The sequence below is a fragment of the Rhizobium sp. 01N447_2 genome (genome assembly GCF_056399245.1).
In genome coordinates, this window is the sequence record NZ_JBFTQY010000052.1 from 16,284 (window position 1) to 29,551 (window position 13,268).

11 protein-coding genes are annotated in these 13,268 nt (G+C 60.8%); 2 read left to right on the top strand and 9 right to left on the bottom strand.

What is annotated here, in order from left to right; translation table 11 throughout:
• Positions 1-5: 5 nt before the first annotated feature.
• Entirely contained in the window at positions 6-545 is a 540-nt protein-coding gene (locus AC1ECN_RS27105) for a flavin reductase family protein (protein WP_130665634.1), read from the bottom strand.
• Between the two features lie 200 nt (positions 546-745).
• On the opposite strand from AC1ECN_RS27105, the gene AC1ECN_RS27110 reads away from it, so the two are divergent.
• Together AC1ECN_RS27110 and AC1ECN_RS27115 are read left to right on the top strand one after the other, a co-directional pair.
• The gene (locus AC1ECN_RS27110) at positions 746-1,198 is read left to right on the top strand and encodes a MarR family winged helix-turn-helix transcriptional regulator (protein ID WP_018493610.1); all 453 of its coding nucleotides are present in this window, start codon (positions 746-748) and stop codon (positions 1,196-1,198) included.
• A gap of 182 nt (positions 1,199-1,380) precedes the next feature.
• A complete protein-coding gene (locus tag AC1ECN_RS27115) occupies positions 1,381-2,682 on the top strand; it encodes an MFS transporter (RefSeq protein ID WP_018493609.1) in 1,302 nt (433 codons plus the stop codon).
• Between the two features lie 192 nt (positions 2,683-2,874).
• Here the strand turns inward: AC1ECN_RS27115 and AC1ECN_RS27120 are convergent, their stop codons facing one another.
• From AC1ECN_RS27120 to AC1ECN_RS27155, 8 genes are all read right to left on the bottom strand, one after another.
• On the bottom strand, positions 2,875-3,774 hold the full coding sequence (locus AC1ECN_RS27120; protein ID WP_130765699.1) for a carbohydrate ABC transporter permease: 900 nt from the start codon (positions 3,772-3,774) through the stop codon (positions 2,875-2,877).
• 40 nt (positions 3,775-3,814) lie between these two features.
• Positions 3,815-4,747, bottom strand: coding sequence for a carbohydrate ABC transporter permease (locus AC1ECN_RS27125; protein ID WP_018444784.1), 933 nt, complete (start codon positions 4,745-4,747; stop codon positions 3,815-3,817).
• Positions 4,748-4,832: 85 nt separating this feature from the next.
• Positions 4,833-6,137, bottom strand: a complete 1,305-nt coding sequence (locus AC1ECN_RS27130) for an ABC transporter substrate-binding protein (RefSeq protein WP_477954657.1) — start codon at positions 6,135-6,137, stop codon at positions 4,833-4,835.
• 148 nt (positions 6,138-6,285) lie between these two features.
• Positions 6,286-7,353 (bottom strand): ABC transporter ATP-binding protein, encoded by a 1,068-nt coding sequence (locus AC1ECN_RS27135; protein ID WP_477954658.1) that lies wholly within the window; start codon positions 7,351-7,353, stop codon positions 6,286-6,288.
• 162 nt (positions 7,354-7,515) lie between these two features.
• Positions 7,516-8,502, bottom strand: coding sequence for a D-erythronate dehydrogenase (gene denD / locus AC1ECN_RS27140; protein ID WP_477954659.1), 987 nt, complete (start codon positions 8,500-8,502; stop codon positions 7,516-7,518).
• 88 nt (positions 8,503-8,590) lie between these two features.
• Positions 8,591-9,319: a FadR/GntR family transcriptional regulator gene (locus AC1ECN_RS27145; protein WP_130665637.1), complete on the bottom strand. Its 729-nt coding sequence runs from the start codon at positions 9,317-9,319 to the stop codon at positions 8,591-8,593.
• Between the two features lie 122 nt (positions 9,320-9,441).
• Positions 9,442-12,087, bottom strand: a complete 2,646-nt coding sequence (gene ligD / locus AC1ECN_RS27150; protein ID WP_165586432.1) for a DNA ligase D — start codon at positions 12,085-12,087, stop codon at positions 9,442-9,444.
• A 119-nt stretch (positions 12,088-12,206) separates the two neighbouring features.
• Positions 12,207-13,268 carry an Ldh family oxidoreductase gene (locus tag AC1ECN_RS27155; RefSeq protein ID WP_130690039.1) on the bottom strand — a complete coding sequence of 354 codons (1,062 nt, stop codon included), beginning with the start codon at positions 13,266-13,268 and terminating at the stop codon, positions 12,207-12,209.

Genomic DNA, 13,268 nt, shown 5'->3' on the forward strand with positions numbered 1-13,268 from the left:
TACCTTCAGTTCTGGGATGCAGGAAGCGCGTGCTGTGGCGCGCAATATTTCGAGTTCTCGTACATCAGCGCGGTCGTGTCGTCGGAATGGCGTGTATCCACCACCTGCCCGATGAAGATCGTGTGCGTCCCATAGGGAACTGCGCCCATGCGGCGGCAGACAACCGCGGCATGAGCGGAACCCAGCACCATCATGCCGCGCTCATGGCGAACCCAATCGGCAGCATCGAAGCGACGCTCAGGCGCAATCTTGCCGCTGAAACCTTCCGACACGGCGGCCTGCCTGTCGGTCAGAACGCTGACGGCGAATTCCGGCACCTCAAGCAGCATGTCATGCAGGTAGGTGCGATTGTTCAGGCAGATGATGAGAGATGGCGGATCCATCGAAAGTGATGTGACGGCGGTGGCCGTCATTCCATGATCCGCACCGTTGCGACAAGCAGAAATGACCGTCACCGTCGCCGGGAAACGGCGCATGGTCGATCGAAACGCATCCCTGATCGGTGCGGGGGCCGGCGCTATGCCGAGGGCAGTAGTGGCAGACATGATTTCCTCCCGTGTCTCCTTGGTATCTAGATTATTGCATTTGCAACTGTTGTCAACGCAAATTTAAAAATCAACGGGAAAATGCTTGATCTACCCAGCCGTTATCGGCGGCTGAAAGCCAATCGTGTTGTCATCCCGGTAATTTAGGTGCATGTCGGAGAGAGCCCTCAGCAAGCCGAATCCCGCCAGCAGACAGAGACATGTACAAACTTACCGATTCCGTTCCCTATCTTCTCAATCGCGCCGGCGTGCGGATAGCCGAGGTGTTCTCGCAGAGAATTGCCGAAGACAATCTCAGCGTGGCGATGTACCGGGTTCTGGCCATGCTCAAGGAGCGCCGGGAGAGCACCCTTGGGGATCTCGCCGACGTCGTCTCTGTCGAAATTTCGACGCTTTCGCGCCTCGTCGGCACACTGGCCAAGCGCAAGCTGGTGTCGCGAACACGTCCGGAAGATAATGGCCGTATCGTCATCGTCAGGCTGACCCCGCAGGGTGAGGCGCTGACGGAAAGGCTTATGCCGCTTGCCGTCGAGCTTGAACGCACCGCGGTTCAAGACATGTCGGACGAGGAGGTCGCAGCCCTGAAGAAGGCGCTGCGCCGCATGCACAGCAACCTGCCGGCAATATCCGGAAAGGGAAAAGTTGCCAGCTGAAAAGTTTGCAGTTGCAAATATTTTATTCGCAAGTATTTATTAGCGTGTCATCGTTGTCTTGACATCGCCCGCCTGCGGGTGAGTCTGGCGCTGGGAGGAACCACGCCGGCAACGATCCAGGAGGATTTGTACATGGATCGACGCGGACCTGCCGCTGGCAGGAGCGTACTACCTGTACGCAAATGTATGGGGAGGGAAAATTGGCCATACAAGATCTCGCTATTATCAAGGAACACGTTCGCAGCCCGAATATCATCATCGCCCTTTGCGGTCTGCTGATCCTGTTCGACGGCTATGACCTGATCGTCTACGGCGCAGTCGCGCCGGCATTGCTCGGTGAAGCCAGCTGGGGCCTGACGCCCGGTCTGGTCGGACGCGCGGCCTCCATCACCCTGTTCGGGATGTTGCTGGGCGCTCTCGTTGCCGGAACACTCGCTGACAGGATAGGTCGTCGCAAGGTCATCATCGGCAGTCTGCTGAGCTTTTCCGTGATGATGATCGGGAGCGGTCTTGCGCCGAACTTTCTTGTTTTCGAGGGAACACGTTTTCTCGCCGGTCTCGGCCTCGGAGCTCTTTTTCCCACGGTAACCGCTTTGATCATCGAGTTTTCTCCGCCGAAACGGAAGGCGATAGCCTATTCGATTGCGCTTCTGGGTTATCTGGCCGGCGGCATCATCTCGGGTATCCTCGGAATGCTGCTGATACAGACATATGGCTGGCGCCCACTGATGATCATCGGCGGCGCACCGATCCTGCTTCTGCCTTTCTTCATCCGGCTCATCCCCGAATCCCCCGAATGGCTGGCAACGAAGAACCGCCAGACCGAAGCCAATCAGATCGCAAACCAGTACGGGCTGCCCGATCCCCTAGCCAGGCCTGCGGCGCAACGCCAGGTCGGCATCCGGTCGCTGTTTTCCGAAGGTCGCCTGCTGCCGACATTGAACGCATGGGGCATCCATTTCTGTTCGCTTCTGCTCACATTCGGCATGGTCAACTGGCTTCCGACCATCATGAACAAGATGGGCTATGACCTCGGTTCTGCTCTCCTCTTCTCCGTAACGCTCAATCTCGGAGCCGCCGTCGGACTGCTGATCGGCGCAAGGATTGCCGACCGCGGAAATGTCAAAATTGTCGTGGCAGGTATGTTTCTTCTCGGAGCCTGCTCGATCTGGTTGCTGACGCAGGTGGATCAGGGCCTCCAGGTCTATGGTCTCGTCGCACTTGCCGGTACGGGAACGATCGGCACGCAGATCCTCGCCAACGTTCTCGTTGGAAATCTCTATCCTGTCGAAATCCGTGGAACCGGCCTTGGCTTCTCGCTCGGCATCGGCCGTATCGGAGGCATGATAGGACCGGCTATCGGCGGTGCGGTTCTGGGTGCGGGCCTGGCTCCGCAGTGGAACTTCTACATCTTCGCATCGGTAGGAGCCTTGGGATGCGTGCTCGCACTCATGACGTTGCTATATCGCAAAAAGGCTGATTGACGGCCAGATTGTCGGCAGGTCTGGCATTCGGAACCTGCCGGCAATGCAAACTTTGTGAAGCCAAATTCAGCTTGTTTCCAGTAAGCGAGGCTGCCGTGCTGGAATGCCGGTCAACAAGCGGCGCGAGCAGGCGGTGTGGCCGTGCCCATGCTGCGGGCAGCGCGCCGACCGTCAACAAAATCCAGCCACCTGTTATTCCTTCACCGCACCGGTCATCGATGAGACGTAGTAGTCCACGAAGAACGAGTAGAGGATGACCACCGGAAGCGAGCCGAACAGCGCGCCCGCCATTAGCGATCCCCATTCGAAGACGTCACCGCGCACCAGTTCGGTCAGCACGCCGACCGGAATGGTTTTGTTTTCCGACGACTGAATGAAAGTCAGCGCATAGATGAATTCGTTCCAGGAGAGCGTGAAGGCGAAGATCCCGGCGGAAATCAGCCCGGGGACAGCGAGCGGCAGGATGATCTTGGTGAGAATCTGCCATCTGTTGGCGCCATCCACCAGCGCGCTTTCCTCCAGCTCGAAGGGGATCGAGCGGAAGTAGCCCATCAGCAGCCAGGTGCAGAAGGGAATGAGGAAGGTCGGGTAGGTGAAGATCAGCGCCAACCGCGAGTCGTAAATCCCAAGCTTGAAGACAATGAAGGCAAGCGGGATGAAGAGGATCGACGGAGGCACGAGATAGGCAAGGAAGATCACCAGGCCGACCGAACGGGAGCCGGTGAAGCGGACGCGCTCGATGGCATAGGCGCCGAAGACTGAGGCCACTAGCGAGAGAAAGGTGGAGCAGACCGCGACCAGCATCGTGTTCCACAGCCAACCCGGATAGGATGTCTCGAGGAACAGGTATTTGATGTGCTCGAGTGTCGGCCCCACCACCCAGAAGGGGCTGTAGTTGCTATAGTCGGTCAGTTGATCGTTCGGCTTCACCGCGGTGATCGCCATCCAATAGAACGGGAAGAGCAGCACAAAGACGAAGACGGCCATCGGCAGGTAGAGCATCACGATCCGCCGCGGCAGGCGGTTCAGATAACTCATGCCGTCGGCATTGTCGGTCACGACCTGATCGGCGGCGTTTGAATTTATCGACATCATCACTCTCCCTAACCCCAATTTGGCTCTAACCCTGGCCTTAATCCTGGCCGCCCTGTTGCCATTTGCGCCGCTGCAGGCCGAAGAAGCTGAACATGATCGCGCCGAGCAGGAAGGGCACCATGGCGACCGCGATGGCCGCACCCTCGCCGAGCTGCCCGCCGGGAATGCCGCGCTGGAAGGATAGCGTCGCCATCAGATGCGTCGCGTTGACGGGGCCACCTTTGGTCAGCACGTAGATGAGCTGGAAATCGGTAAAGGTGAAGAGCACCGAGAAGGTCATGACGACGGCGATGATCGGCGTCAGCATCGGCAGCGTCACATAGCGAAAACGCTGCCAGCTCGTGGCGCCGTCGAGCGAGGCTGCCTCCTGCAGCGATGCCGGAATCGTCTGCAGGCCGGCAAGCAGCGAGATCGCCACAAAGGGAATGCCGCGCCAGACGTTGGCGACGATGACGGATATGCGCGCATTGATCGGATCGCCGAGGAAGTTGATCGGCCCGCTGATCAGTCCCAGCTGCATTAGCGACCAGGAGATGATCGAGAATTGGGAATCGTAGATCCACCAGAAGGCCAGCGCCGAAAGCACCGTCGGCACCACCCAGGGAAGCAGCACGATTGCCCGGAAGAAGGATTTGAACGGCAGGTGCTGGTTGAGCAGCATCGCCAGCCAAAGGCCGAGCGCGAATTTCAGCACCGAGGCGACGGAGGTGTAAAGAATGGTGTTGAAGACCGACAGCCAAAAGACGCTGTCGTCCATCAGGAACTGGTAGTTCTCCAGCCCGATGAAGACGCCGTCGCGGCCGATCCTCGTATCGGTGAAGCCGAGCCAGACGCCAAGCCCCAGCGGATAGGTGAGAAAGCAGACGAGGAAGACGGCCGCCGGTAGCATGAACAGGAAGCCGAGCACATTGTTGTTCTGCAGGAGCGAAGAGATCGGCCCGCGCCTGTCCTCCGAATTCACCATCGACATTGCCTATCTCCCAGATTGCGTTTGAACTCGCAGAGGACTTGCGGCATGCCGAGGGGCCGGCATGCCGCTTGTTTTGAGGCGTGGGTCAGACCCGATAGTAGCGGTTTGCCCGGCGTTCAGCTTCCTTCATCGCATCCTCGGGTGACATCTGGCCGGTGACGGCGGCCGCATACATGTCGACCAGGACGTAGTCGGCCATGGTCGCTGCCGAGGCATAACCGAGGGGTCCGGCATAGCCGTTCGGTCGCAGCTTTTCCGAGGCACGCGCATAAGGCGCGTGGATCGGGTCGGATGTCCAGATCGGGTTCTTGGCGAAGGCCTTGAGCGGCTGGCAGCAATAGGCGCTGGAGCCCTGGATCCAGGCATTCATCTGGTCGGCTTCCATCATKAACTTGATGTAGGCCTTCGCCGCTTCCGGATACTTCGTATGCTTGAAGAGAAGCAGTGAGCTCGTCTGGAAAAGCTCGACGCTCTGGCCAACCGGGCCGACCGGGAAATTCGTCGTGCGGATGTCCTTGGCGATCTCGGCGAGCTTCGGGTCGTTCTTGGCCGTGTAATAGACCGACACGCCGTTGGCGATCAGCGAAACCTGGCCGGCGAGGAAGGCGCGGTTGTTGTTGACGTCCTGCCAGCTTTCCGTGCCCGGAATGAAGGTCGCATAGAGCTCCTTGGCGTAGTTGATAGACGCCAGCGTTTCCGGGCTGTTGATCGTTACCTTGCCGCCTTCGTCGACCATCTTGCCGCCATGGCTCCAAAGCAGCCAATGGGCGTAGTTGTTGCCGTCACCGACGGCCTTGCCATGCGGGAAGCCGGCCGGCGTGCCCTTGGCTTTCATCGCCTTGCAAAGCTCGAGGAAGCCTGCCGTATCCTTCGGGAACTCGCTGAAACCGGCCGCCTTCACGTGAGTGTCGCGATAGACCACCGCATTGCCGATTGCCGTCAGCGGCATGGCGATGAAGGTGTCGCCGCGCGCCGCATAGCCCTTCACACCGTCATACCAGCCGCCATATTTGTTGCCGAGATAGTTGGCGAGCTCGGTCAGATCGACCAGCTTGTCGGGATACTGGTGAGCGTCGTCGAACCAGCACATGATGAGGTCCGGGCCGGAGCCGACATTGGCCGCGACGGCCGCCTTTGGGCGGATATCTTCCCAGCTTTCCTTGTCGATGCGTACCTGGACGCCGGTCGCGTCTATGAATTTCTTGGTGTTTGCAAGCCAGGCCTCCTCGTCGCCCTTGACGAAAGGGGTCCAGCGCAGCAGCCGCAGGCTAGCACCGCTTTCCGGTGTGTAGGTCGGTTCGGCCTGCGCGAAGGTCGGCCGGATGCCGAGGCCGGCGGCGCCGGCAACGGCAGCCGAGGCGGCAAGAAAGTCACGTCTCTTAAACCTCATGATATTCCTCCTCTTCAAAAAAGCGGGTGCGAACTCCCCGGCATTCACCTCCCGCTTGGTGAACGACGGTCCTTGCATCCCTGAACCGGGGTGCTGCCAACCTGCGGGTCACTGGGGCTCCTCCGCCCCATGCAGCCGCCGGTCGGCGTCAGTCGGTCAATCTCCGGCCGCTCTCGGCATCGAAGAGATGAACATGCGCGGCGTCGATCGCAACGCGCAGGGTCTCGCCCGGCCGCGCGCTGACGCGTTCGCGGAAGACGCAGCTGAGGTCGCTGCCGCCGAGCTTGAGGATGAGATGCGTCTCATAGCCGGTCGGCTCGATCACCACGATTTCACCCGGCAGACCATTGGCATCGAGCAGGATGTATTCCGGGCGAAGCCCATAGACGAGGTCGCGGCCGATGGCGCCGGCAGGTGGATTGGAAACCGGGAGCGCCGTGCCGTCCGGCGCCTTGAAACTTGTCGGGTTTTCAGGGTCGAGCCGGCCCTTGATCATGTTCATCGCCGGTGAACCGATGAAACCGCCAACGAAGAGATTGGCGGGCTTGTCGTAAAGCTCGAGCGGCGTGCCGATCTGCTCGACGACGCCGTCATGCATGACGACGATCTTGTCGGMCATGGTCATGGCCTCGATCTGGTCGTGGGTGACGTAGACCGTCGTCGTTTTCAGCCGCTGGTGCAGTTCCTTGATCTCGGCGCGCATGGCAACGCGCAGCTTTGCATCGAGGTTGGACAGCGGTTCGTCGAACAGGAAGACTTCCGGATCGCGCACGATCGCCCGCCCCATGGCGACACGCTGGCGCTGGCCGCCGGAAAGCTGGCGCGGATAACGGTCGAGCAATTTGTCGAGACCGAGGATGCCGGCGGCATATTTCACCCGCTTCTCGGCTTCCGCCTTCGGCGCCTTGTTTAGCATCAGCGAGAAACCCATGTTCTGCTGCACCGTCATATGCGGATAGAGCGCATAGTTCTGGAACACCATGGCGATGTCGCGGTCCTTGGGCGGCAGCGTGTTGACGACACGCCCACCGATCTTGATCTCACCGCCGGAAATGTTCTCAAGTCCCGCCAGCATCCGCAGAAGAGTGGATTTGCCGCAACCCGACGGGCCGACCAGGATCACGAATTCCCCGTCGGCAATGTCGATATCCACGCCTTTGATGACCGGAAATGCRCCGAATGATTTCCGCACATCCGCGAATTGAACGCCTGCCATATTCACTCCTCCCAGAAATCGAGCGCTACATGCTATGTATTCGTATTTTCGTATATCTCGGCCGCGGCCGTCATCTCCTCAGGTCCCTCGGCCGCTGCAATCCCGCATCTGTGGGCGTGCCCGGGATCCTCCTCCCATGCGACGGTGTGGCCCAGCTTGATCTCATCCGGGCGCACCCGGAGCGTCTTCGGCGAGGTACACCTCAATCAACTCATCGACGGTGGTTTCGGCGACGAAACCCAGTTGCACCGCGCGTTCCGGCACAAAGGATTTCGGCCATCCGGCGACGATCCCTTCGATGACCTCGTCGCGGCGGCGATCGATCAAGTCCGCCGCCTCGGGACCAGCAGCACGGCGCAAGGCGGCAATCTGGTCGGCAACGGTGGCGGCGACTCCTGGCATGGTGAGCGTGCGCCGAACACCCAGCGCCGCCGTGTCGAGCGTCGCAGCATGGACCAGGAATTTGATGGCGGAACGCGGGCTTGCCAGCCAGTGCTTGACGGTCTCTTCGACCGGAAGAACAGCCCGCTGGCCCGCGAGCGGCTCACGCAGGATCCCAGAAAAGAAACCTGATGCGGCAGCGTTCGGCGCACCCGGCCGGATCACGATGGTCGGCAGCCGAATTCCGACGCCGTCAATGAAGCCGCGCCGCGAATAGTCGGCCAGCAGAAGCTCGGATATTGCCTTCTGTACGCCGTAGCTGGTGAGAGGTGCGAGCACGTAGTCGTCGGGAATCGGATCCGGAAACGGCGAGCCATACACCGCGATCGACGAGGAGAATACGAACCGGGGAATATAGGCTTGGCGGGTTCCTTCCCGGCGGATCGCCTCCAACAGCGATCGCGTGCCATCGAGATTGACCCGGTAGCCGAGTTCGAAATTGCGCTCGGCTTCGCCGGAAACGATCGCCGCGAGATGGAAGATCACATCGGCCCGGCGAGCCGCCAGGGCTTCCGCCATACTGCTTTCGGAAATATCGGCAGCCAGCGCTTCCACCGGCCAGGAGACGCCTGTCGGTACCGGCGGCGGCGTGACATCGGCGAGCGTCATGCGCGTGATCGCATGGCCGCCGAGGGACCCGCTGCGCCCCAGTGTGGCAGCGAGCTTGCGGCCGATCATTCCTCCCGCCCCGATGATGAGAATATGCATTGTGTTCCGTTCCTGTCTTGGACGTCTCCGGCTCAGCGGCCGGAGCGTTTCTTCATGCAAAGCAGATCGCGCTTCGCCTGGCTGCGCGCTACGAAAAGAGCAGTTTGGTCGTCGTATAAATACGGGTTTCGTGGATCGCGAAGGCGGCGGATGCGGCGTCAGGATCCCGCGTCTCCAAGCCAGCGAGGATCATCCGGTGATCGGCAATGCTCGAGGCGATGCTCCCGGGCTGCGAAACGACCCGCCTTCGATGGCTCAACAGATAGGAGTAAAGGTCGGCGGCCACATCAGCCAGCACCGCGTTGCCGCTGGAACGGTAGATAGCCGTGTGAAATTCCCGGTCGCAAATCAAAAAACGGACAGGATCGTCACACGCGGCCTCCTGTGCTGCAATCGACTTGTGCAGATACTCAAGCGTTGAAGGCTCGATCTTGACGGCTGCGGCCCTTGCGACCTGTGCTTCGATAAGAAGCCGCGCCTCATGAACGTCGTCAAGATTGTAGGCCGCAATGTCGCGATACCGCGCAGCTTGGACAGCCAGTTCGCCGACGTCCACCGATGCCACCACGGTTCGCATTCCATGCGCAACGGAGAGGATTCCGCGGGTGGAAAGGATGAGGATCGCGCCACGGACGGTTTCGCGGCTGACCGAGAGCGCGGAAGCCAGTTCGCGCTCACCTGGCAGCGGATCGCCCACCTTGAGAATGCCTGTTGCAATGAATGTTGTGATCTTCTGGACGACGAAGTCTTTCGTCGAGGTCTTCGGCGCCCCGCCGAGCGTTGCAACGTCGTCTTCGAGCATCGCTCGGACATCCATTGCTTTCCCCTCCTCGCCCATGGCTCTACTGGTCCGGTTGGTGGACCAGTAGAGCTGAGCTTACGAAGGTTGTCAACGCTTCATGTCCGCAACCTGGTCAATCGATATCATCAGCACCGAGTTCAAGCCGCTTTGGATATTCTGCCGAGGCGCTTGATCGCCTGTTCCAGCGGACGTTTGCCGTCACCGTAATTTTCCCAGGCAGAGGACTTCGACAGCAGCGCCGGGACGGTGCGGATGGTGAACCGCTTGGGATCCAGATCCGATTTGACCTGTGCCCAGGTCAGCGGCATCGAGACCGTGGCACCGGGCCGGGCACGCGGCGACAAAGGTGCTACTGCCGTCGCCATGCGGTCATTGCGCAGGTAGTCGAGGAAGATCCGGCCATCCCTCAGGCTCTTCGTCATCTTGATCAGATAAAGCTCGGGATTGTCGCGCGCCATTTGCTGGCAGACGTCATGCGCAAAGCCCTTTGCTTCCGCCCACGAAAGCGGCTTGCGCTTGTTGATCGCAAGCGGAGTGACAACGTGCAGACCCTTGCCGCCGGTCGTCTTGCAAAAGCTGATCAGGCCAAGCGCGTCGAGACGGTCCCGCATTTCCCGGGCCGCTGAAACGACCGCGGAGAATGGCACATCCGGACCTGGATCAAGGTCGAAGACGAGCCGGCCCGGCACCTCAGGCTTGTGCGGTTCGCAATTCCAGGGGTGCAGCTCGACGGCGCCGATCTGCGCGACGGCAGCAAGGCCTTCGACACGGTCGATCTGCAGATAGGGCTTTTTGTCGCCAAAGACCTTGACCAGTTCGAGAAGGTTCGAGGTGCCGGGCATCGCATGGCGCTGGAAAAATTGCTCGCCGCCGATCCCGTCCGGCGTCCGGATGATGGAACAAGGACGTCCTTTGATGTGCTCGATCAGCCAGGAACCGACGGCTTCGTAGTAGCGGGCCAGTTCCTCCTTGGTGACGGGTTTGCCGTCATTGGCATCCGGCCATAGCGGCTTGTCCGGATTGGAGATCAGCACGCCCATGACCTCGGCCTTGGCGCCTTTTCCGCGAACCGCCCTGGCCTTCACCTCCGCCGCCGGCTGCGGCAGGTCAGTCCGTGCGGACTTTGCCGGCCGTTCGGCCCTGACCTCCCTGGCCGGCTTGTCTTCCCGCAGTCCCTTGAAGGCGGCCTGCCGGACAATACCATCAGCGGTCCAGCCCGCGAATTCGATTTCCGCCACGAGCTCGGGCTTCAGCCAGGTAACCTCCGGCTCTTTCTTCGGCGCGCCGTTGCCGGTGAAAGGCGACTTGGTCGTCTCCAGCGCCCGCAGCTTCGGAAGCAGGGCCTCCACCTTGTTCGCACCATAGCCGGTGCCGACGCGGCCGACATAGACGAAATGATCGCCGCGGTAGACCCCGACCAACAGGGATCGGAATTTCCCGTTGGTCTTGGCATAGGCGCCGATCACCACCTCATGGCCGGCGCGGCATTTCGACTTCGCCCAGCTTTCGGTGCGGCCGGATTGATAAGGTGCGTCCGCCTGTTTGGAGACGATGCCTTCCAGTGAGAGCTTGCAGGCAGACCGGAGAACTGCATCACCGCCGGTGTCGAAATGCTCGACGAAACGGATGCGCAGATCATTGCCGGCGTCGGACAGTAGGCTTTCAAGCCGCGCCTTGCGCTCGACGAGCGGCAAAGATCGCAAATCCTCGCCTCCCTCATAGAGTAGATCAAATGCGAAATAGACGAGCTCGCCGGTCTTGCCTTCCGAAAGGGCCGCCTGCAGGGCTGCGAAATCCGGTGCGCCATTGTCGCCGAGGGCGCAGATCTCGCCATCGATGATCGCATCGGGCAGTGTCGATGCCGCCTCGGCGATCTCGGGATATTTGCCCGTCCAGTCGAGTCCCTTCCTCGTCTTCAGCGTCGCCTCGCCATCCAGCGCACGCAACTGGATCCGGTAGCCGTCGAACTTGATCTCGTGAATCCAACCTGTGCCGGCGGGCGGACGCTCCAGGGTCTGGCAGAGCTGCGGCGCAATGAAATCCGGCAGATCGACCGTGGTGGCCGGTTTCGATTTCCGGCCGGCTCTGGCGTCCTCTTTTCGCTCTTCGGCAGCCAGTCCGCGGTTGCTATCCCAGACCGCATCAGCCTGAACATCGCCGCCCTCGACCATGAAAGGCTTGGGCTTTCGGCCCTTGCCGGCGGCAATCATCTCCATGGTACGGCCGGAGGCAACCGAGGTGTCATTCTCCTCCAGGATCGCTTCACCATTGTTTTCGACAGAGAACTCATCGTGGTGTTTGATCAGCAGCCAATTTGTCCGCTTGCCGCCGTTGCGATCATTGCGCATGCGCACCAGCACGAAGCCGCCGTGCAGGCGCTTGCCTTCCAGCGTAAACTTGAAGTCACCTTTTGCCAGCGCCTGCTCCGGGCTCTTATTTCCTTCCGGTTCCCAATAGCCCCGATCCCAGAGCATGACCGTGCCGCCGCCGTACTGACCTTTCGGAATGGTGCCTTCGAAATCGCCATAATCGAGCGGATGATCCTCGACCTCAACTGCCAGCCGCTTGTCGTGCGGGTCGAGGGATGGGCCTTTCGTGACAGCCCAGGATTTAAAGACGCCATCGAGCTCGAGCCGCATGTCGTAGTGCAGCCGGGTGGCATCATGTTTCTGGATGACGAAGCGACGGCGATTGCTACGGGCGAGCTGCGTATCGCCGCTCGGCTCCGCCGTCTTTTGAAAGTCGCGCTTCGACCGATAGGTCGATAGTTTATCACTGGCCATGGTCGTTCCCGAAAGCAGCCCCGACAGCGAAATGCCGGCTGGCAGCTGGAAGTTCCATCAGGGCGTTTGTCTGGCGAGCTTCGGGGGAAAAGCGCGCTTATGAAAGCGGGGCTAGCGCCTCACGCAGCGACGTCTGGAACTGGCAATCCTGCGATCTCGGCATGTTTACAGAGCTTCGCCCAAGCCACGTCGCCGACCGGCACGCCCTCTTCCAACGCCGAGCGGCGCCTTCGCGCTGCGCTATCACCCGGCATGCGGACGGGGCCATTGTTCCAAGGCGCGGGAGGATTGCTCCGGCATGCAGAGGCGAGAAAGTCAGACTGCATTGTAAAGGCATCCAGCCCGGCGAAAAAGGCGGGGTCGATGATCTGAAGGAAAGCGCTTTGCGAAAAGATGCCGGACGGCGCGTTCGCCCGTCCCTTGCCGGAAAGCCCCTGCCCCAGCAATTCGACGATCAGCCCGAGCCCAAAGCCCTTGTGCCCCTTCAACTGGCCGCCGAGAGGCATCATCGTCCCACCACGTTCGGTCACCTCGCGCGGATCATCGGTCGGCTCGCCTGCGGCGGTGAAAGCCCAGGCCTCAGGAAATTTCTTGCCGGCCTTCGCCAGGTTTTGCGTCATGGTCGTGGTGGTGATCGAGGCCGAGACGTCGATCAGGATCGGATCCTGAGATGTCGGGAATCCGGCCGCCATCGGGTTGGGCGTCAGAAGCGGCTTCGTGCCGCCATAGGGCGCAACGCGGCTCGCCGCGGGATGCGAGACCGACAGCTGTACGATGAGGCCCCGTTCGGTCACCTGCCGCATGAAGGCTGAAAGCGCGCAGGTATGGTGGCAGTTGCGGATCGCGGCGGTGACGACGCCATGATCGCCGACCCGTTCGCAGGCCTGCTCGATCGCCTTCGTCAGCAGCCATGCGCCCGGCAGGGATTTGCCGTCCCAAACAAAGGCTGCGCCGCGGTCATTGACGACCTCATAGCTGCCGGACTTTGCCAGCGAGCCGTCTTCCAACGCCTCGACATACCAGTTCAAAAGACTGACGCCATGGGTATCGTGGCCGATCATGTCGCCTTCCACCAGGACGGTGGCAGTCGTTTCGGCCTTGTCGGCCTCCATGCCGGCGCGGGTCAATATCTGCTTTGCGAATTGAGTCAGGGCAATGCGGTCAATCAGGGGCATCGGCAT

Excerpts from the sequence above, each read along its gene's own strand:
- AC1ECN_RS27105 (WP_130665634.1), bottom strand. The coding sequence starts at position 545 with ATGTCTGCCACTACTGCCCTCGGCATAGCGCCGGCCCCCGCACCGATC.
- AC1ECN_RS27110 (WP_018493610.1), top strand. The coding sequence starts at position 746 with ATGTACAAACTTACCGATTCCGTTCCCTATCTTCTCAATCGCGCCGGC.
- AC1ECN_RS27115 (WP_018493609.1), top strand. The coding sequence starts at position 1,381 with ATGTATGGGGAGGGAAAATTGGCCATACAAGATCTCGCTATTATCAAG.
- AC1ECN_RS27120 (WP_130765699.1), bottom strand. The coding sequence starts at position 3,774 with ATGTCGATAAATTCAAACGCCGCCGATCAGGTCGTGACCGACAATGCC.
- AC1ECN_RS27125 (WP_018444784.1), bottom strand. The coding sequence starts at position 4,747 with ATGTCGATGGTGAATTCGGAGGACAGGCGCGGGCCGATCTCTTCGCTC.
- denD (WP_477954659.1), bottom strand. The coding sequence starts at position 8,502 with ATGCATATTCTCATCATCGGGGCGGGAGGAATGATCGGCCGCAAGCTC.
- AC1ECN_RS27145 (WP_130665637.1), bottom strand. The coding sequence starts at position 9,319 with ATGGATGTCCGAGCGATGCTCGAAGACGACGTTGCAACGCTCGGCGGG.
- ligD (WP_165586432.1), bottom strand. The coding sequence starts at position 12,087 with ATGGCCAGTGATAAACTATCGACCTATCGGTCGAAGCGCGACTTTCAA.
- AC1ECN_RS27155 (WP_130690039.1), bottom strand. The coding sequence starts at position 13,268 with ATGCCGATGCCCCTGATTGACCGCATTGCCCTGACTCAATTCGCAAAG.